Annotated in this window: 17 protein-coding genes; 3 read left to right on the forward strand and 14 right to left on the reverse strand. The window is 63.2% G+C overall.

The window, feature by feature from the left end:
* Nucleotides 1-61: 61 nt before the first annotated feature.
* From NLY43_RS15010 to NLY43_RS15035, 6 genes are read right to left on the reverse strand one after another with little or no spacing between them, the layout of a single operon-like run.
* Nucleotides 62-1177 carry a DUF1513 domain-containing protein gene (locus tag NLY43_RS15010; protein ID WP_023669540.1) on the reverse strand — a complete coding sequence of 372 codons (1116 nt, stop codon included), beginning with the start codon at nt 1175-1177 and terminating at the stop codon, nt 62-64.
* A 3-nt stretch (nt 1178-1180) separates the two neighbouring features.
* Complete coding sequence (locus tag NLY43_RS15015; RefSeq protein ID WP_023682016.1) at nt 1181-2260, reverse strand: imelysin family protein; 1080 nt, start codon at nt 2258-2260, stop codon at nt 1181-1183.
* Nucleotides 2260-3849, reverse strand: a complete 1590-nt coding sequence (locus NLY43_RS15020; protein ID WP_023703488.1) for a di-heme oxidoreductase family protein — start codon at nt 3847-3849, stop codon at nt 2260-2262. Before NLY43_RS15020 ends, NLY43_RS15015 begins: the two co-directional genes overlap by 1 nt.
* 12 nt (nt 3850-3861) lie before the next feature.
* The gene (bfr, locus tag NLY43_RS15025) at nt 3862-4347 is read right to left on the reverse strand and encodes a bacterioferritin (RefSeq protein WP_023669537.1); all 486 of its coding nucleotides are present in this window, start codon (nt 4345-4347) and stop codon (nt 3862-3864) included.
* Entirely contained in the window at nt 4313-4624 is a 312-nt protein-coding gene (locus NLY43_RS15030; RefSeq protein WP_023669536.1) for a (2Fe-2S)-binding protein, read from the reverse strand. Before NLY43_RS15030 ends, bfr begins: the two co-directional genes overlap by 35 nt.
* Nucleotides 4625-4683: 59 nt before the next feature.
* Nucleotides 4684-5976, reverse strand: a complete 1293-nt coding sequence (locus NLY43_RS15035) for an imelysin family protein (protein ID WP_023692591.1) — start codon at nt 5974-5976, stop codon at nt 4684-4686.
* Between the two features lie 478 nt (nt 5977-6454).
* Between NLY43_RS15035 and NLY43_RS15040 the strand changes: the two genes are divergently transcribed.
* Complete coding sequence (locus NLY43_RS15040; RefSeq protein ID WP_023711442.1) at nt 6455-7708, forward strand: NAD(P)/FAD-dependent oxidoreductase; 1254 nt, start codon at nt 6455-6457, stop codon at nt 7706-7708.
* Between the two features lie 160 nt (nt 7709-7868).
* Nucleotides 7869-8951 (forward strand): transposase, encoded by a 1083-nt coding sequence (locus NLY43_RS15045; protein WP_286458476.1) that lies wholly within the window; start codon nt 7869-7871, stop codon nt 8949-8951.
* Nucleotides 8952-9161: 210 nt separating this feature from the next.
* Here the strand turns inward: NLY43_RS15045 and NLY43_RS15050 are convergent, their stop codons facing one another.
* A complete protein-coding gene (locus NLY43_RS15050; RefSeq protein WP_023692593.1) occupies nt 9162-10439 on the reverse strand; it encodes a 4-aminobutyrate--2-oxoglutarate transaminase in 1278 nt (425 codons plus the stop codon).
* Nucleotides 10440-10680: 241 nt separating this feature from the next.
* Complete coding sequence (locus tag NLY43_RS15055; protein ID WP_023712577.1) at nt 10681-10914, reverse strand: hypothetical protein; 234 nt, start codon at nt 10912-10914, stop codon at nt 10681-10683.
* Between NLY43_RS15055 and NLY43_RS15060 the strand changes: the two genes are divergently transcribed.
* Nucleotides 10892-11551 (forward strand): efflux RND transporter permease subunit, encoded by a 660-nt coding sequence (locus tag NLY43_RS15060; protein WP_156935498.1) that lies wholly within the window; start codon nt 10892-10894, stop codon nt 11549-11551. The genes NLY43_RS15055 and NLY43_RS15060 overlap by 23 nt on opposite strands.
* A 238-nt stretch (nt 11552-11789) precedes the next feature.
* Here the strand turns inward: NLY43_RS15060 and NLY43_RS15065 are convergent, their stop codons facing one another.
* From NLY43_RS15065 to NLY43_RS15090, 6 genes are all read right to left on the reverse strand, one after another.
* Complete coding sequence (locus tag NLY43_RS15065; RefSeq protein ID WP_023688757.1) at nt 11790-12539, reverse strand: ABC transporter ATP-binding protein; 750 nt, start codon at nt 12537-12539, stop codon at nt 11790-11792.
* The gene (locus NLY43_RS15070) at nt 12536-13372 is read right to left on the reverse strand and encodes an ABC transporter ATP-binding protein (RefSeq protein ID WP_023669526.1); all 837 of its coding nucleotides are present in this window, start codon (nt 13370-13372) and stop codon (nt 12536-12538) included. The genes NLY43_RS15065 and NLY43_RS15070 overlap by 4 nt, the downstream gene beginning before the upstream one ends.
* 10 nt (nt 13373-13382) lie before the next feature.
* Nucleotides 13383-14303, reverse strand: coding sequence for a nickel transporter permease (gene nikC, locus NLY43_RS15075; RefSeq protein ID WP_023682024.1), 921 nt, complete (start codon nt 14301-14303; stop codon nt 13383-13385).
* Nucleotides 14300-15367 carry an ABC transporter permease gene (locus NLY43_RS15080; protein ID WP_023712579.1) on the reverse strand — a complete coding sequence of 356 codons (1068 nt, stop codon included), beginning with the start codon at nt 15365-15367 and terminating at the stop codon, nt 14300-14302. Before NLY43_RS15080 ends, nikC begins: the two co-directional genes overlap by 4 nt.
* Before the next feature lie 19 nt (nt 15368-15386).
* Entirely contained in the window at nt 15387-17030 is a 1644-nt protein-coding gene (locus NLY43_RS15085; RefSeq protein ID WP_023682026.1) for an ABC transporter substrate-binding protein, read from the reverse strand.
* A 264-nt stretch (nt 17031-17294) separates the two neighbouring features.
* Nucleotides 17295-18572, reverse strand: a complete 1278-nt coding sequence (locus NLY43_RS15090) for a lytic murein transglycosylase (RefSeq protein ID WP_023712580.1) — start codon at nt 18570-18572, stop codon at nt 17295-17297.
* Between the last annotated feature and the right edge of the window lie 17 nt (nt 18573-18589).

The raw sequence follows: 18589 nt of genomic DNA on the forward strand, positions 1-18589 counted from the left end.
CCGCCGCAAGAGCCAGCGCGTAAATTGTTAAGCGGCTTCGCTTCGGTGCAGGCCGGACGGCTTACGCCGCCGGCGCGATGCGCAGCATGTGGTTGTCCCAGACATAGTCGGGCTCGGAGCGCGTCGCGCCGCTGCCTTCGATGATTTCGCCGGCACCCGTGGTTGCCATGAAGCCCGGGCCGTCGGGCGCCAGGCCGCAGACCTCGACCAGCGCCTTGGTGGCGACGATCTTGCCGCTGGCGGCGTCGATGACGGCCAGCGAATTGCCTTCCGGCGAAGACACCGCGACCGTGCCGGCAATCGGGTTGGCGGCGACCGAGCCGATGTAATTCCGGAAGCCGGATAGCACGTCCTGCGGCATGTCGAGCAGCTGCAGCCCCTTGCCGCGCGTGGCGCGGCCGACCAGCGGTGGCCGCTCGGTGCCCGGCCCGCGGTACTGGCAGCCGAACCAGATGGTGCCTGTGGGGTCGGCATCCATGTGGCGAATCGACAGCTGGTGCAGAGCCGGCGGCAGTTCGTGCTTTTCGATGAGATCGCCGGTTGTGCGATCGACCAGCACATAGGACGGCTTCATGGTGGCGATGTTGAGCTCGGCGCGGCCATAGTCGGGATGGGTCTCGATGCCGCCATTGGCGATGGCGATCGTCCGGCCGTCTCCGAGCAGCAAGAGCTCATGCGGCCCCATGCCATAGGTCGGAAACTCGCCGATGCGGCTGAACTTGGCCCGTGCGTCGTAGATCCCGACGACGCCGGCGGCATTGTCGAAATTGTTTTCGGTGACGTAAAGCAGCGCGCCGTCGGTGGAAAACACACCGTGGCCGAAGAAATGCCGACCGGTGATGCTGGCGATGGTCAGCGGCGGCTCGCGGCCGGCATGGTCGAAGACCACGGCGAAGGTGCCGGGTTGCCGGGCGAAGACCACGGAGCGCTTCGAGACCGGATCGAAGGTGACGTCGTGGCCACGGTCGGGCAGGTCGATCGCATGCAATACTTTTCCGGCTTCCGACAACACAGCGGCGCCAAAGCTGCCGTCGCGCTTGACGAAGGCGGTGGCAAAGACGGCATCGGCGGCAAGCGTGTCCGCCCAGGCCCGCGGCGCCATTGACGCGACGAAGCCGGCGCCGGCAGCTCTGAGAAAATCGCGGCGGTCCATCAGCGGCGTGCGTGTCGCAACCATTGGTCAGTCCCCGTCCAGTGACGAAAAGCCGGCGGTCAGGCCGAACTCGGCGGTTAGCCGGGTGCCGATCAAGCCCGACAGGCTGGAGGTGATCAGCGCGAAATGTTCGAGTTTTCCGCGCTCCGCGGGATCGGCGAGCGTCTTGTCGATCCGACCCTGGATGGATTTGGCAGTGGCAACGCCATTGATGAGCTGGATATGGATGGATTCCGCCATCCATCTGCTATCCTCGGGCAGCGCGTCGCCGAGCTTGGAGGCCTGGAACAGCGCATCAATGCCGGAGAGGTTGCCGGCTAATGAAAGGCCGGTGTTTTGCGAGCGCCAGTAGATCGCTTGCCTCGGCTTGTCACCCTGCGGTTTGGCGCCGAGAAAACCTTTGAGGCGCACGTCGCGCACCATTTCGAGTTCATTGATGAACACGCCGACCAATTCGGTCACCGCTTCAGTGCCGTCGCGGTAAAGCGCATTGTCGGGTCCGGGATTGGCCCACAGGCCTGCAAAACCGTCCGGTTTTTTCCAGGCGGCGTCGACATCGGCCGCCATGGTCTCGATATTCTTGGCGATCGCCGCGCCATAGGCGCAGCGATAGGGCTCGTCCTTGCCGACGAGCGTCTCGGCGCCGTCGCCGTAAAGCACGAACTCAAGCGCCCCTAATCCCTGCATCGCGACACTCTTGCCCGCCAGCTGCGCCGGATCGGTGGCGGTCGGATCCTTGCCGGCCAGCGCCGCCTGCACCTGCTTCAGGCCGATGCTCTTTCGGTCCGGCCAGTAGAGCATGCGCTCCAGCCGGTTGTTCTCCTTGATTGGCCCGAAGCCGATGATTTCAGCCGACGACCAGGCTGCGACCGTGGCCGAGAATCCGGCATGCGCGGCATCGAGGTTACCCTGCGACGGCGCCTGGCAGAGCGCGTCCATGGCCTTCGCCAAGGTGCCGGCATGGCCATGCAGGCTGGCATAGGCGGGGCGGACAAAGCCGTCGATCGCTCTTTGGATCACGTCGGAGGCTTTCACCGAGGCCGATGCCGGGGACGCACCGAACAGAGCCAATGGGAGGAGTAGAACAGGCAAAACCCGCTTGAGCATCAGAATGACTCCAGGAATTTGATGAGAGCATCGCGGTCGGCCGTATTGGCGGCGGCGAAGCGATCGCGCGCTTTCTGCCCCTCGCCACCATGCCACAGGATCGCTTCGGCAAGCGTGCGCGCACGCCCGTCATGCAGGAAGAAAGCGTTGCCGTTGACGGTCTTTGTCAGGCCGATGCCCCATAGCGGCGGGGTGCGCCATTCACTGCCCGTGGCATCGCCCACCGCCTGGCCGTCGGCAAGGCCAGGCCCCATGTCGTGCAGCAGAAAGTCGGAATAGGGCCAGATCAGTTGGAACGCCTGCGCCTTGTTCCCGCGCATGGTGACGAATTTCGGCGTATGACAGGCAATGCAGCCCATCTCGTAGAACAGCTTCTTGCCGGCGAGCACGGCGGGTGCGCCGACATCGCGCCGCGCCGGCACCGCAAGGTTCTGCGAATAGAAGGTGACGAGGTCCATCACCGGTGGTGGCGCCTCGACCGGGCCGAGCCGCTTCTGCACGCCATTGGGCATGGCCAAACAGGCCTCTTCGGCTGCGGTGCAATCGCCCCAGTGACTGGGCTCTTCCGGCGTCGAAATGCCGATGTCGCCGGCAAAGGCGTCCGCCGCCTGCTGGCGGATCGACGCGGTCTGGGCCTTCCAACCGAAGCGGCCAAGCGTCAGTTGCCCACTGCTGAGGTCACGCACCATGTTGGGCTTGCCGGAAATGCCGTCGCGGTCGTCGGGATCGGCATGGGCAAGGAGGTCGGCCGGCGCGATCTGCTCGATCAGGCCAAGGCCGATCATTGGCGGCGTCAGGCGCGGCGACAGCGTGGTGCGCGGGTCAAGCGGGCCGTAGCCAAGCCCGTCGACCGAATAGCTCGGCTTGCGCAGCCAAACCAGGCTGCCGTCGCCGAGCGTGACCTTTTCCTCGCGATAGTCGACATACATGCGGCCTTCGCCCTTGAGGCCGGGCACCGCCAGTCCCTGCAACTGCGCGCCGTAGACCGGATCGGGGAAGTTCAGCACCTTGTGCGCGGCGATCTCGGTCTTTTCCTCGGCCGTGCTCGCATCGCGCGCTAGCCGCAGGAACATCGACGTGGTGCGGCTGTCGGCGGCCGGCGGGCGGCCGCGGCCATCCTTCAAATGGCAATTCTGGCAGGCGCGCTCGTTGAACAGGGGTCCGAGACCGTCCGAGGCCTGGGTCGAGGATGGCGACGACACCCAGTTCTTGCGGAAAAGCGCATTGCCGAGCTTGAAATTGCCCTGTTCCTCGAAGGTAATGTTTTCAGAGGGTTGCGAGAAGGCGTCGCGGTCGACCTGCTTGCGCGACGTGCCGGCGCCGCCTTGCATCGTTTCGAAGGATTCGGGCTTGGAGAAATCCTGGGTTGGCCTGGTAACTGCAAGGACGCGGGCCTGGTCCTTCGGCGTCAGGTCGGTGCGGCTTGTGGCGAGGCCGACCGGTTCCGACGATCCGGCCAGGGCCGGGGCCAAAATTGCCGCCAGGGTTACAACCGAAAGCCCGCGAAAGGCCTGATATCGCGGGTTTTTGAGGAGCAGCGGGCCGGCGGCCCGCCGCAAGCGGCGCAGAATATCTATGGGGCGCCGCATTCCTGCATGGTCCTATTCCGCCTCGTCCGCCGATGCGGCGTTGAGCTGGCCGTATTTTTCCTCGCCGATCGAGGCAAGGAGGTCGAGCTGCGTCTCGAGGAAGTCGATGTGACCTTCCTCATCCGCCAGCAATTCCTCGAACAGCTTCATCGTCACGTAGTCGCCGGCTTCGTTGCAGATCTCGCGCGAACGCTTGTAGGCGGTGCGTGCGTCATATTCGCCGGCGAGATCGGATTCGAGCACTTCCTTGACGTTCTGGCCGATGCGCAACGGCGCCACGGACTGCAAATTGGGATGCCCTTCGAGGAAGATGATACGGGCCACCAGCCGGTCGGCATGGTGCATCTCCTCGATCGATTCGGCGCGTTCCTTCTTTGCCAGCTTGGCATATCCCCAATCTTCGAGCAGGCGGAAATGCACCCAGTATTGATTGACGGCGCCAAGCTCCAGGAACAGAGCCTCGTTAAGCCGCTCGATGATCTGCGGTTCGCCTTTCATGGATTCTGCTCCCATATTGGACGCGCAGGCCTCTGACGCGATCCAGGTGTGAAACGATGTCCACGCCGCTCGCCTCCGAACGGGTGTGGTAATTTTCGGTGACCCGAATGATCGTTTCGACCACATTTGGGAAGCAGCCGCAACAGCGACCGCGCTTTTGCATCGTGTGATAGACCTTCGCCGGCACGATCAGTTGCCAGGGGTCCTGATCCAGCAGATCGACGATCGTCTGCTCAATCTCCTTTTCGGTGATGATGTTGCAATGGCAGATCAGCATGGATTGGCTCTGGCTGACGGCGCCCCTCCGCGCCGTTTGGCTGGTAGTTGGTTGGGGTGCTACTTGAACACCTTGTCCGGTGCGTCGAGGCTGTCGGACCCCTCGAAGGCTATGTTGTTCAGGTTCAGCGCGCCGACGGCGCGTTCGATCGACTTGGTCTGGTCGACCAGCGCGTCGATTGCCGCCTGCACGGTAGCATTGCCTTCGGTGTTGCCCTCGGCGATCTGCTGGTCGTAGGCCTCGCCGGCCACTTCCCGCGCCTTGATCGCCTCCATCTTGGCGACCGAGACATCGAGCTTGTCGGACAGTTCCTTGTCGATCGCCGGATCGGCCGCCTTGACCATATCGTGCACCGACGGGCCTGAAACGACGGTGCCGTCGATGCGCGTGTAGCTGGCGAGATAGGCGGCGCGGATGCCGATAGCGTCATAGAGATGCGAGTTGTAGGTATTATCCGAGAAGCAGTCGTGCTCCTCTTCGGGATCGTGCAGCAGCAGGCCGAGTTTCATGCGCTCCCCGGCCAGTTCGCCGTAGGACAGCGAGCCCATGCCGTTGAAGATCACCGAGATAGCGGTGTTCGGCTGGCCATCGACGAGGTTCTTGCGGGCGGCGCCGTCTTCCTTCCAGTTGCCGACCATCTCCTGCAGGTCGGAGACCAGAAGATCGCTGGCCGACTTCAGATACTCGGCCCGGCGATCGCAATTGCCGCCGGTGCAGTTCTTGAGGTCGTAGTCGGTGTACGGACGCTCGCCGGCGCCCGGGCCGGTGCCGTGCAAATCCTGGCCCCAGAGCAGGAATTCGATGGCGTGATAACCGGTGGCGACATTGGCCTCGATGCCGCCGGCCTCCTGCAGCGTGCCGGCGAGGAACTCCGGCGAAAGCTTCGAGGCGTCGACCTTCTTGCCGTCGATCTCGATGTCCTTGTTGGCGATGACATTGGCGGTGTAGAGCGCGTTGGCGTCGGACTCGGTGCCGTAGCTCTTGGCGACGTAGTCGATCAGGCCTTCGTCGAGCGGCCAGGAGTTCACCTTGCCTTCCCAGTCGTCGACGATCTTGTTGCCGAAGCGGTAGACCTCGGTCTGCTGGTAGGGCACGCGCGACGCCTTCCAGGCATCGCGGGCGGCATTCAGCGTGTCCGCCGACGGGTTGGCAAGCAGCGCGTCGACAGCCTTGTCGAGCGCCTGCGCCGTGGTCAGCGAATCCTCGTACTTGGCCAGCGCGATGTCGGAATAGGTCTTGATGACCGCCTTGGCATCGATCTCCGCCGCCTTGGCCGGCAGGATGAAAACCGCCGCCGTCAACATAGCCGTGGCACCGATCGCAGCCAGTCTGCCGCCATATCGCGCTGTCATCATCAGTCTCCAGTTCAAAGGGGATTCGGTAAAAGGCGCGCGTGCCAAACGGTGCCGGGACATAGGCATGCCGTGCCGCGCCGTTGCGCGGCTCACGGAAGAAAGACACCAAATGCCTCCAATCGAACGGGTTCAAGGCCCAAACATCAAAGGGGTGCGCTGACGCGCGAGCCTCCATAAAACGATGGCGAGGCCGGAAGTCAACTGGTCAACCCTAGAAAATTCAATTGAAACAACAGTTTAGAATTATTCTAAACTGGGACTGTCAACTTTCAGTCGTATAGCCAGCAGCCAAGGTGAGAGACGCCGCGATTGACAAGCGACCGTTCCGGGTGCGACCCGGACCGGGGCTCTTGCGACGGCGGCAGACAATCGCCATCTGGCGGAACGGCTCACAATCAAAACATGATGTCGTCCGAAAACCGCTTCACACTTTTCGGCATCATGCTCCAGATTTGAAACAGGAATTCGGGTTGCGATGAAGAACGGGGTCGTCATTGTCGGTGCGGGTCATGCGGGCGTGCAAGCGGCCGCCAGCCTGCGCGAGGAAGGCTATGACGGGCCTGTCATCCTGATCGGCGACGAAACCGATCTGCCCTATCACAAGCCACCGCTGTCGAAGACCTTCATCAAGGACGCCGATGCCAAGCCGCAACCCTTGCGCGGCGAGGCCTTTTACACCGGCAGCGCCATCGACTTCAGGCCGGGCGTCCGAATCGACAGCATCGATACGGCAGGCCGCAAGCTGGACATAGCAGGCGGCGGCGTGCTGCCGTTCGACCGGCTCATCCTGGCCACCGGTTCGCGGCCGCGGCTCCTGCCGCTGCCGGGCGCCGACCTCTCGGGCGTGCTGTCGCTGCGCTCGATCGCCGATGCGCGGCTGATCCGCCAGCTCAGCGCCCAAAGCGAAGACGTGGTCATCCTCGGCGGCGGCTTCATCGGGCTGGAGATCGCGGCTACGCTGAGGGCCGCCGGCCGCAACGTCACCCTGGTCGAGGCTGTCGACCGGCTGCTTGGCCGCGCCGTGGCGCCGGTGGTGGCGAGCCATGTCCGTCAACGGCTGGAGGCGATCGGCGTGCGTATCCTCACCGGCACCACCATTGCCAGGTTGGAAGGCGAAAACGGCCATGTCTGCGCCGCCATCACCTCCACCGGCGAAAGGCTGCCCGCGCGCATGGTCATCGTCGGCATCGGCGCCGTGCCGAATGTCGAACTTGCTCAGGCTGCCGGACTGACTGTCGCCAGTGGCATCCGCGTCGACCAACAGATGCGCACCTCAGTGCCTGATATTCTGGCCATCGGCGACGCCGCTTCCTACCGCCACTGGTCGACCGGCGGCGACGTGCGGCTGGAATCAGTGCAGAACGCCACCGACCAGGCGCGGCTTGCCGCACGCACGATCACCGGCCATACGGACGCCTATGCGGCGGTGCCGTGGTTCTGGTCTGACATCGGCGACATGAAACTGCAGATGGTCGGGCTGACCTCGGGCGGCGACAGCCATGTCGTGCTGGGCGACCTCGCTGAGAACAAGTTCTCGATCTACCACTATGCTGGAAGCCGGCTGCTCGGCATCGAATCCGTCAACAGGCCGGGCGACCATATGCTGGGCCGCAAGATGCTCGGGGCCGGGTTTTCGCCGATGGCGCAGACGATTGCTGAGGGACCTGACGGGCTGAAGGCTGCACTGGCAGCGTTCCAGCAGGATGAGCCGGCACGGGCTGCGGGCTAGACGCACTTACCCTCCCCCTTGTGGGGAGGGTCGCTGCGAAGCAGCGGGGTTGGGGTCGGCGCGAGGCCCCCCACCCGGACCTGCGGTCCGACCTCCCCACAAGGGCATAGGCGCTAAGATAGGTATTGCCCTGCGGAATCGGGTGTGATTCTACACTGCGATGACACACGAATCGCTTGTTGATGACGGCTGGGCCGAGACGATTGAGCTTCTCGGCGGCGAAGATTTGCTCACGCAGAGCGCCCGCGAGACGAAGGCGTTCCTGCGCCCGCGCGGCGTCAGGTCGGCGAGCGACCTGTTGCGCCTGACACTGGCTTACTGCCTTGGCAAGGTTGGCATGCGGGGCGTCGTGGCCTGGGCGGCGGCGAGCGGGATTGCCGACATTTCGGACGTGGCGTTGCTTGGCCGGCTGCGCAATGCAGGACCATGGCTGCAGCAGTTGATTGGGCACCTTTTGAAGCGCGAGGATGCAGGTTTGGCCAAAGGCCGGCTGATCCGCATCCTCGATGCGACAGCGGTTGCCAAGGCCGGTGCGTATGAGAAGAAGAACAATGGTCTTTGGCGCATGCACTGCGCCTTCGAGCTTGAGCGCGAGCAGTTCGACTTCATCGAGATCACCGACCAGAGCGAGGCCGAGTTGATCGACCGCGTGCCGGTGGTGGCGGGCGAGATCCGCATCGGTGACCGCGCCTATCTGCAGGCCGAGCGGATCGCAAAGGTGATGGCGCAAGGCGGCGATGTTGTTGTGCGCGCGTCGTGGAAAAACGCGCGATGGCTCGACGCCAACGGCAGGGCGTTCGATCTCATCGGCTACCTGGAGAACTGCCGGGAGGAAGTCTGCGAAACGCCTGCCCGGCTGGCACTCAAGAAGGGCGAGCCTGTGAATATGCGCCTGATCGCCTTGCGCAAATCCGAGGCCGCGGCACAAGAAGCGCGGCGCAAAATCAACAAGGAAGCCAGGGCCAAGGGCAACAAGGTTCAACCGCAGACGCTGATTGCGGCCGGCTTCGTCCTGCTTGTGACCTCGCTTGACCGGGAGGAGTTTCCCGCCGATACGGTCCTCAAGCTCTACCGCATGCGCTGGCGCATCGAACTCGCCTTCAAGCGCCTGAAGAGCCTGATCGGGCTGCGCTCTCCTCCCGCCAAGGACCCAAGGATCGCAAAGCCTTGGATCCTTGCACACTTCCTCATCGCGCTTGTGACCGAACCCCTCTCGCAGGAGTTGGGTGTCTCTCCCCCTTGAGCGACGGGCGCCCGCTGCTGTGGCGCGCAACCCGCCAGATCGTCGCCTCTCTGATCGCGACCATCTTTACTCAACCTTCCTTGGCGGCCCTGCGCCAAAATCTCCATGCCTTGCGATATCGCTGGCGCGAACCACCACGAAAGCGCAAATTTCAGTCCATGCCAAAGCTATCTTAGCGCCTATGCCCACAAGGGGGAGGTAGGGTTTGCGCTAGGCAGCGCAGACTTCGCGGATCGAGCTTTCCAGAATGTCGAGCGCCTCGTTCATGACATTGTCCTGGATGGTGATCGGAGCCAGGAAACGGATGACGTTGCCGTAGACGCCGCAGGTCAGCAGGATCAGCCCCTTGTCGAGCGCCTTCAGCCGGATCGCATTGGCGATCTCGGCCGACGGCAGGCCCTTCTTGACGTCGTTGAACTCGACCGCGTTCATGAAGCCGAGACCCCTGATGTCGACAATCTCGGGCACGTCGTCGCGGATCGACTGCAGCCGCTGCTTCAGCCGGGCGCCCAGCGTATTGGCGCGGTCGCACAGCTTTTCGTCCTCGATGACGTCAAGCACGGCGTGTGCTGCGGCGACACCGATCGGGCTGCCGCCATAGGTGCCGCCGAGCCCGCCAGGACCGGGCGCATCCATGATGTCGGCGCGGCCGGTGACCGCCGCCAGCGGGAAGCCGCCGGCCAGGCTTTTCGCCATGGTGGTAATGTCGGCCGCGACCTCATGATGATCCATGGCGAACATCTTGCCGGTGCGGGCAAAGCCGGTCTGCACCTCATCGGCGATCAGCAGCATGCCGTGCTGGTCGCAGAGCTTGCGCAGCGCCGTCAGGAATTCGCGCGGCGCGTCGTAGAAGCCGCCCTCGCCCTGGACCGGCTCGATGATGATGGCGGCAACGCGAGCCGGATCGACATCGGCCTTGAAAAGTCTGTCGAGCGCGGCAAGCGAATCGGCAACCGACACGCCATGCAGCGGCACCGGGAAGGGCGCGTGGTAGACGTCGCCCGGCATGGCGCCGAAGCCGACCTTGTAGGGCACGACCTTGCCGGTCAGCGCCATGCCCATGAAGGTGCGGCCGTGGAAGCCGCCGGCAAAGGCGATGACGGCTTGGCGGCCAGTGGCGTTGCGGGCGATCTTGATGGCGTTCTCGACGGCTTCAGCGCCCGTGGTGACGAAGATGGTCTTCTTCTCGAACTTGCCGGGCAGCATGCCGTTCAGCCGTTCGGCCAGCCGCACATAGCTCTCATAGGGCACGACCTGGTGGCAGGTATGGGTGAAGCGGTCGAGCTGTGCCTTGACCGCCTCGATCACCCTGGGATGGCGGTGGCCGGTGTTGACGACGGCGATGCCGGAGGAGAAATCGATGTATCGGCGGCCTTCTACATCCCAGATCTCCGAATTCTCGGCGCGGTCGGCATAGATCTGCGTCGTCATGCCGACGCCGCGCGAGATCGACTGGTTCTTGCGCTCGGAAATGGCTGCGTTCTTCATTTCGTCCCTCATCGGGCCGACGCCCGTTCTCGTTAGATGAATGCCAAGGCCTCTTCTGACCTTATTTCACGTTTTCCTCAAGTTGGCACCGCCGCCGGGCGATTGGGCCTGTCGTCGATGCGGGCCACTTCGACAGACCGGTCTTAACCAGCCGACCGATACACGTACGGGGCAGTCCGTGACAGCTCACCCGTCACCGGGAACGGCGAAGCGATCCCGCTCGCGGCAGTGGCGACTTCCGCTACGACCTCGAACAGCCGACGGTGTGGCGGCGCAACCGCATCCCGACGATCACCGTTCGCGCCTCGTTGGCGACGTGCTGCCGGCCACCGTCGTCAACGAATTGAAGCCGTCGGTCGACGCCTTCATCGCCAAACTGCCGCCCGGCTATTCCGTTGCAACCGCCGGCTCGGTCGAAGAAAGCGCAAAAAGCCGCAGCGGTGGTGCCGCTGATGCTGTTCGTGATGGCGACCATCCTGATGATCCAGTTGCAAAGTTTTCAGCGCCTGTTCCTGGTGGTGGCGGTGGCGCCGCTCGGCCTGATCGGCGTGGTCGCGGCCCTGGTGCCGAGCGGCGCACCGCTCGGCTTCGTCGCCATTCTGGGCGTCCTGGCGCTGATCGGCATCCTGATCCGCAACTCAGGTGATCCTGATCGTGCAGATCGAGGATCTGGTGGCCGAGGGCCAAGACCGCTGGGAAGCCGTATCGAAGCGACCGAGCACCGCATGCGGCCGATCGCGCTGACGGCCGCGGCCGCCAGCCTGGCGCTGATCCCGATCGCGCGCGAAGTGTTCTGGGGCCCGATGGCCTACGCCATGATGGGCGGCATCATCGCCGGCACGGCGATCACGCTGCTGTTCCTGCCGGCGCTTTATGTGACGTGGTTCAGGATCAAGGAGCCTAAGCAGGGGACGAACCATCTGTTCCGGAGAACGGCGAACTGGCGCAAGACCCCGCTTAAGGCTTTGCCGGTCATTCGTTATCGTTTAGAGGGTTCGGGGCGCGATTTCGCTCGCTGCCATGGCGATGATTTTGAGGTCCGCCAAGCATGCCAGCCTTTTGGCAAGTCGGCCAATGCCAGGATGCTTTCATCCTGCTGCACCACCTCTTGAAGGCCAACGAGTATTATCTCGCGTTCATCCCAATCTCGAGAGTCGCTGCTATAGAATTGCCAACTGCCCCCTTCATCGTTGTAGTTCTCGTCATCGTCAGCTTCATGCACAACGTATGCGATCCAGTCGCCCCGTTTCAATATGCTCTTGTCCGATAGCACCGCGACATTGGGCGGATCTGCAAACTTCCATTCTTCCATGGAATTCCCCAAGCGATTATTCTGCGGAAGAAACTAGTTCACGCCGTCCGAACAAACCCCTCGCTCGCCCTCAACAGATTGCGCGTATAATCCTTCTCCACCCGATGCCCGATCAGCTGGCCCGCGGTGAGATTTTCCACCGCTTCGCCATTCTGCATCACCATCAGGCGCTCGCACATATGGGTGATGATGGCGAGGTCGTGGCTGACCATCAGGAAGGTCAGCTTGCGCCGCCGGCGAATTTCTTCGAGCAGGTTGAGCACTTCGGCCTGCACCGAAGCGTCGAGCGCCGATGTCGGTTCGTCGAGCAGCAGTATCGACGGTTCGAGGATGAGCGCCCGCGCGATCGCCACGCGCTGACGCTGACCTCCGGAGAGCTGGTGCGCGTAGCGGAAACGGAAACCGTTGCCTAATCCGACCTCGTCAAGGGCGCGCTGGATGCGTTGCTCGCCATCGGCAAAGCCGTGAATGGCGAGCGGTTCCTGCAGCAGGCGGTCGACGGTCTGGCGCGGGTGCAGCGAACCATACGGGTCCTGGAAGACCATCTGCACTTCGCGATAAAAAGCCTTGTCGCGGCGCGCTCCCAGCGTCTTGCCGTTGACCGTGATAGTGCCGGATTTGGCCGGCACCAGGCCGGCAATGGCTTTGAGCAGCGTCGACTTGCCGGAACCGCTCTCGCCGACCAGGCCGAAGGATTCGCCGGACTTCACCTCGAGGTTCGCCCCTTTCAGCGCGCGAAAACGGTCGAACACCACCTCCAGCCCTTCAATCGAAATGGCTGGCGTCATGCCGCCCACTCCGGCTTGCGGTCGAGCACCGGCAGCGGGTGGCGTTCGTAACCGATCCTGGGCATGCAGTTGAGCAGGCCGCGCGTGTAGGGATGCTGGGCGTCGCGCAGCTCCGACGCCTTGAGCTGCTCGACCACCTTGCCGGCATACATGACGATGACGCGGTCGCAGAAGGAGGCGACCAGCCGCAGATCGTGCGAGATGAAGATCAGACCCATGCCGCGCTCACTGACCAAGCGGTCGAGGATGCCGAGCACATCGAGCTGAACGGTGACGTCGAGCGCGGAGGTCGGCTCGTCGGCGATCATCAGTTCCGGTCCGGCGATCAGCATCATTGCGATCATGGCGCGCTGGCCCATCCCGCCGGACACCTCGTGCGGATGCAGGTCGAAGACACGCGAGGGATCGCGGATCTGCACAGCTTCCAGCATGGCCAGCGCCCGCTCGCGCGCTTCGGCCTTGGAGACCTTTTCATGCGTGCGCAGCGTCTCGACGATCTGGCGGCCGATGCTCATCACCGGGTCGAGCGAATATTTCGGATCCTGCAGGATCATGGCGATGCGTTTGCCGCGCAGCGCCCGGCGCTGGCGGGCGGGTATGTCCAAAAGATCGATGCCGTCCAAGGCGAGCTTCTTGGCCGAAACCAGAGCCTGCGGCGGCGTCAGCCCCATGATGGCGCGGCCGGTCTGCGACTTGCCGGAGCCGCTTTCGCCGACAATGCCCAGCCGCTCTCGGCCGAGCGAGAAGGTGACGCCGCGCACCGCCTGGATGAGGCCGGTCCGAGTCGGGAAGGTGACGCGCAGGTCGTCGACATCGAGAAGTGCACCGCTCATTGGTCACCACTCATTGGTCGCCACTCCGGGGATCGAGCGCATCGCGCAGGCCGTCGCCCAGCAGGTTGAAGCCGAGACTGACGATCAGGATGGCGAAGCCGGGCGCGCCGGCCACCCACCATTGGTCGAGCACGAAGCGACGGCCGGACGCGATCATGGTGCCCCATTCCGGCAGCGGCGGCTGCGCGCCGAGGCCAAGGAAACCGAGGCCGGCGGCGGTGAGGATGATGCCGGCCATATCGAGCGTCACCCGGATGATCAGCGAAGAGATGCAGAGCGGCATGATGTGGCGCAGCACGATGCGGAACGGCGAGGCGCCCATCAATTGCACCGCCTTGATGTAATCGGAATTGCGCACGGTCATCGTTTCGGCGCGGGCAATTCGGGCGTAAGGCGGCCACGAGGTGATGGCGATGGCCAGCACCGCGTTTTCGATCCCGGGTCCAAGGGCCGCGACAAAGGCCAGCGCCAGGATCAGCTTGGGGAAGGCAAGGAAGATGTCGGTGATGCGCATCAGAATGGCATCGGTCCAGCCGCCGGCATAGCCGGCGACGGTGCCGACCAAAAGGCCGATGGGGGCTGCGATGACGGCGACGAGAATGACGACATAGAGCGTCCAGCGTGAGCCGAAAAGAATGCGCGAATAGATATCGCGGCCGAGATCGTCGGTGCCGAACCAATGCGCCGCACTCGGCGCCAAAAGCCGGGCATTCTTGAGATCGCCGATGGTCGGCGAATAGGGCGCCAGCACATCGGCAAAGGCGGCGACCAGTAGCAGCGCGATGATGATGAGCAGGCCGAGAAACGCCAGCCGGTTGGCGGAAAAGCGCCGCCAGGCGACATAGGCGCGGCCGAGCCGTGCCTGCATGCGCGAGGCCGGCCGATCGCTGAGCAGCCAATCGCGGCGCGTTTGGATTGCTTCGGCGCTCATCCTGTCTTCGTCCTCGGATCGAGCACCTTGTAGAGAACATCGGACAGGAGATTGATGCCGATGAACACCGAACCGATGACGATGGTGCCGCCGAGCACGGCGTTCATGTCGGCGTTCTGCAGCGAATTGGTGATGTAGAGGCCGATGCCGGGCCAGGAGAACACCGTCTCGGTCAGCACCGAACCTTCGAGCAGCCCGGCATAGGACAGCGCGATCACCGTGACCATCGGCACCGCGGCGTTGCGCAGCGCATGGCCCCAGATGATTCGCGTTTCAGACAGGCCCTTGGCGCTCGCGGCGACGATGTATTCCTGCGACAGCTCATTCAGCATGAATGAGCGCGTCATTCGGCTGATATAGGCGAGCGAGAAATAGCCCAGCAGCCCTGCCGGCAGGATGATGTGGCGGTAAGCGTCGTAGAAGACATCCCACTGGCCCTGCAGCGCGGCGTCGAGCAGGTAGAAGCCGGTGATCGGTGTGAATGTGTACTCGTAGACGATGTCGAGGCGGCCAGGAAAAGCCACCCATTGGAGCTTGGCGTAGAACAGGACAAGCCCCAAAAGCCCGATCCAGAAGATAGGCACGGAATAGCCAATCAGGCCGACAATGCGAACGATCTGGTCGATGAGACTGCCGCGTTTTACCGCTGCCAGCACGCCGAGCGGCACGCCGATCAACGAGCCTATCAGAGTGCCCAAAGTCGCCAGTTCGATCGTTGCCGGAAAGGCACGGCGGATGTCGGTCATCACAGGATTGGTGGTCAGCACAGAGGTGCCGAAATCACCGTTCAGCGCATGCTTGAGATAGATATAGAATTGCTCGATCAACGGAAGATCGAGCCCCATCTCGCGGCGGGTGCGCTCGACGACATTGGCCGGTGCGCGGTCGCCGAGCACCGCCAGCACCGGATCGATCGGGATGACGCGGCCGATGAAAAAGGTCACCGCGAGCAGGCCGAGATAGGTGGTGACGGCGATGACCAGGAAGCGGCCGATCGCCAACAAGATAGCGACGGCGCGGGCGCTTCCCTGCCCCGCCGTCGCCTGGTTTTCAATCGCGCTCATCAGGGCGCGTCCGCCGGCGCTATTCCTTGGAGACCGGGCCGACGAAGTTGGTGTCGAAGCTCGGACCGAGCGCAAAGCCTTTCAGGTTTTTGCGCAGGCCTGCCACTTCCAATTGCTGGTGGATGATGACGAAGGGGCTGGTGTCGAGGATCGTCTTTTCAAGACTCTTGTACATATCGGCGCGCTTGCCGGCATCCTTCTCCAGCAAGGCTGCTTCGGTCTGCTTTGTCAGGTCCGGGATGTCCCAGGCATTGCGCCAGGCCAGCGTCTTGGTCTTGCCTTCATCCGAATTGTCCGGGTTTGAGGCAAAGGTCTGGGCGTTGGAGTTCGGATCGAAATAGTCCTGGCCCCACTGGCCGATATAGATGTCATGATTGCGGGCGCGGTATTTGGTCAGCGTCTGCTTGCCGTCGCCCGGGATAATTTCCAGCTTGATGCCGGCTTGGCCAAGCGTCTGCTGGATCGATTCCGCCATGCCCGTTGTCGGCTGTCCCGTGCGTACGTCCATGGTTACGCTGAAGCCGTCGGCCAGGCCGGCCTTGGTCAGCAGTTCCTTGGCTTTGGCGACGTCGAACTTGAACGGATTTTCGTCCAGTTCGCCCAGCACGCCCTTGGGCAGGAAGGTCTGGTGAATCTCGCCAATGCCCTTGAGGATGGTCGTGCTCAGCGCATCGTAGTCGACCAGATATTTGAACGCCTGGCGAACCTCGGGCTTGGCGAGGTTCGGATTCTTCTGGTTGAGACTGATGTAAAAGACCGTGCCCTTCGGCGCGCTGGTCGTGGTGAGATCGGCATTCTTGGCGATGGCGTCGAGATCGTTCGGCTCGAGGTTGCGGGCAACGTCGATGTCGCCTGCTTCGAGCGCCAGGCGCTGTGCCGAGCTTTCCTTCATGTTGCGGTAGATGACGCGGGCGAGCTTGGCCTTCTCGCCATTGTAATTGTCGTTGCGCTCCAGCACGACGACCTCATTGGCCCGCCATTCGCGCAGCTTGTAGGCGCCGGAGCCGGCATAACCGGTCTTCAGGAAGGCGTTGCCGAAATCGTTGTCCCATTTGTAGTCGGCACTCGGCGTCACCGCGGCGACATGTTCCTTGACCAGCTTTGCGTCGACGACCGAAGCGACCGTTGCCGACAGGCAGTTTAACACGAAGCTCGGCGCATAGGCCTTGTCGACGGTGAACTGGAAGGTGGTATCGTCGACGGCCTTGGCCTTGTCGGCAACATTGTCGCCGCTGATGCCGAACTGGTTGATGATGAATGCCGGCGGCTTATCCAGCTTGATGGCGCGCTCGAAGGAATAGGCGACATCGGCGGCCGTCAGTGGATTGCCCGAAGCGAACTTTAGGCCGGGCTTGAGCTTGAACGTATAGACCAGGCCGTCGTCGGAGACGGTCCAGCTCTCGGCAAGGTCGCCCTTGACCTTGGAGGTGTCGCTGAGGTCGAGGCGGACCAGCAGATCATAGGTGTTGCCGGTGACTTCGGCGGTCGACAGTTCGAACGCCTCGCCCGGATCCATGGAGATGATGTCGTCGATGGCAAAACCTTCGACCAGCGTGTCGGCGGGGGTCACGGCAAAGGCCGGCGCGACGCCAATGAGCAGAGCGGACATGGCAGCACCTGCGAGCCAGACGCGCGAACGTAGAGCAAACTTTTCCATCATCATGATGATTGTTCCCTGTTTTGTTGATTGTTGACCCCGAGTTCCCGGCTCAGGGCTGCAGTAATCTTTTTCGCGGCCGGAGGACGACCGTTAGACCCCATACCGTGTTGATTTTTTTCCAGTTGGTCAACACCCTATCCGGCAGCCCTCCAACCGGCAACGGGCATTTTTGCGAGCCGGCATACTGGACCGGAATATGCTGTGCGCGTCGAAGCATGGGCGAGCCAATTGCAGCCGCCGATGGGGAAAAATCTGCTCTTTTCGGTGTTACTTGATGGCAGCAACCAGATCGGCGTCGGGGAAGCAGGTGGCGGGGCGGCCGTTCTTTTCCTGCCAGCTGCCGATCGAGCGGCGGGTCTTGAAGCCGGGCAGGCCGTCGGCGCTGCCGACATCGTAGCCCTTGGCCTCCAGCGCCCGTTGCAGCGCGGCGATGTCGGAACGATGCAGGCCGCCGACCGCACCCCAGCTGCCGACGAAATCAGCATCGCCATGGGCGATGCGGTCAGCGCCATGGCCGATGAACAGGGCGTAGAGGTCGCTGGTGTTGTATTGCTTCAGCACGTAGAAATTTGTCGTGGCGATGAAGGCCGGACCGCTGCGTCCGGCCGGCATCAAAAGGAACCCTTCCGCCTTCGGTTCGTTGGCCGGAAAGGCTTTGCCGCCGACGCGGCTGATTCCCATCGCCGCCCAGGCTGAGATCTTCTTGCCCTGGTCGGGACCTTCGAGCGAGCAGGAAACGCTTTCCGGAACCGTCACCTCGAAACCCCAGCCACGCCCCTTCACCCAGCCATAGTGGACGAGATAGTTGGCGATCGAGGCCAGCACGTCCGGCGTCGAATTCCAGATGTCCGGGTGCCCATCACCGTCGTAGTCGACGGCGTGCTTCAGGAACGAGGTCGGCATGAATTGCGGCTGGCCGAGCGCGCCGGCCCAGGACGATTTCATGGCGCCGACCGGCGCCAACCCATGCTCGACGATCTCGAGCGCCGCCAGTACCTCGGTGCGGAAGAAGTCCTTCTTGGTCGACATGAACGCCTTGGTGCCGAGAACCTCGAAGGCGTCGTAGGGCATTTTCGCCGCGCCGAAGCCGGTCTCGCGGCCCCAGATCGCCAACAGTATCTCGCCCGGGACACCGTAGCGCTTTTCGATCGCAGCCAGCGTCTTGGCGTTGGCCGCCTCGCGCGTGCGCCCACCTGACGTGACGGCGCGCACCGTCTTTTCGGCGAAATAGGCGCCGGGCGAACCGAACTCGGCCTGATGCTGTTTTTGCGGAGTTTTGGGTTTCTCGCCGGGCAGGACGAGGTCGGGCAATTTGAGGTTCGGCTTCACGCCGTCGAAAGCGGCGTCGAAGGTGGATTTGGAGATGCCTTTGGTCTGGGCTTCCGGCCAGAGATCGGTTTTCAGCCAGGCGCGGAACTGGTCGTCGATTTTGGCGGCGGAGGCGGGGGCTACAAAAAGCAGGGCAACGAGGGATGCGAGAAGCGCAACGAGCGCCAATCCAAAAGATCTGCGTTCTGTCGCGCCCCCCTCTGTCCTGCCGGACATCTCCCCCTCAAGGGGGG

This window comes from Mesorhizobium sp. C416B (assembly GCF_030323165.1).
GTDB lineage: Bacteria > Pseudomonadota > Alphaproteobacteria > Rhizobiales > Rhizobiaceae > Mesorhizobium.

What these genes read in the sequence shown, in the direction of transcription:
- NLY43_RS15040 (WP_023711442.1), top strand. Translation starts at nt 6,455, where the DNA reads ATGAAGAACGGGGTCGTCATTGTCGGTGCGGGTCATGCGGGCGTGCAA.
- NLY43_RS15015 (WP_023682016.1), bottom strand. Translation starts at nt 2,260, where the DNA reads ATGCTCAAGCGGGTTTTGCCTGTTCTACTCCTCCCATTGGCTCTGTTC.
- NLY43_RS15080 (WP_023712579.1), bottom strand. Translation starts at nt 15,367, where the DNA reads ATGAGCGCGATTGAAAACCAGGCGACGGCGGGGCAGGGAAGCGCCCGC.
- NLY43_RS15060 (WP_156935498.1), top strand. Translation starts at nt 10,892, where the DNA reads ATGCTGTTCGTGATGGCGACCATCCTGATGATCCAGTTGCAAAGTTTT.
- NLY43_RS15070 (WP_023669526.1), bottom strand. Translation starts at nt 13,372, where the DNA reads ATGAGCGGTGCACTTCTCGATGTCGACGACCTGCGCGTCACCTTCCCG.
- NLY43_RS15010 (WP_023669540.1), bottom strand. Translation starts at nt 1,177, where the DNA reads ATGGTTGCGACACGCACGCCGCTGATGGACCGCCGCGATTTTCTCAGA.
- NLY43_RS15090 (WP_023712580.1), bottom strand. Translation starts at nt 18,572, where the DNA reads ATGTCCGGCAGGACAGAGGGGGGCGCGACAGAACGCAGATCTTTTGGA.
- NLY43_RS15020 (WP_023703488.1), bottom strand. Translation starts at nt 3,849, where the DNA reads ATGCGGCGCCCCATAGATATTCTGCGCCGCTTGCGGCGGGCCGCCGGC.
- nikC (WP_023682024.1), bottom strand. Translation starts at nt 14,303, where the DNA reads ATGAGCGCCGAAGCAATCCAAACGCGCCGCGATTGGCTGCTCAGCGAT.
- NLY43_RS15050 (WP_023692593.1), bottom strand. Translation starts at nt 10,439, where the DNA reads ATGAAGAACGCAGCCATTTCCGAGCGCAAGAACCAGTCGATCTCGCGC.
- NLY43_RS15085 (WP_023682026.1), bottom strand. Translation starts at nt 17,030, where the DNA reads ATGATGATGGAAAAGTTTGCTCTACGTTCGCGCGTCTGGCTCGCAGGT.
- NLY43_RS15055 (WP_023712577.1), bottom strand. Translation starts at nt 10,914, where the DNA reads ATGGTCGCCATCACGAACAGCATCAGCGGCACCACCGCTGCGGCTTTT.
- NLY43_RS15030 (WP_023669536.1), bottom strand. Translation starts at nt 4,624, where the DNA reads ATGCTGATCTGCCATTGCAACATCATCACCGAAAAGGAGATTGAGCAG.
- bfr (WP_023669537.1), bottom strand. Translation starts at nt 4,347, where the DNA reads ATGAAAGGCGAACCGCAGATCATCGAGCGGCTTAACGAGGCTCTGTTC.
- NLY43_RS15045 (WP_286458476.1), top strand. Translation starts at nt 7,869, where the DNA reads ATGACACACGAATCGCTTGTTGATGACGGCTGGGCCGAGACGATTGAG.
- NLY43_RS15035 (WP_023692591.1), bottom strand. Translation starts at nt 5,976, where the DNA reads ATGACAGCGCGATATGGCGGCAGACTGGCTGCGATCGGTGCCACGGCT.
- NLY43_RS15065 (WP_023688757.1), bottom strand. Translation starts at nt 12,539, where the DNA reads ATGACGCCAGCCATTTCGATTGAAGGGCTGGAGGTGGTGTTCGACCGT.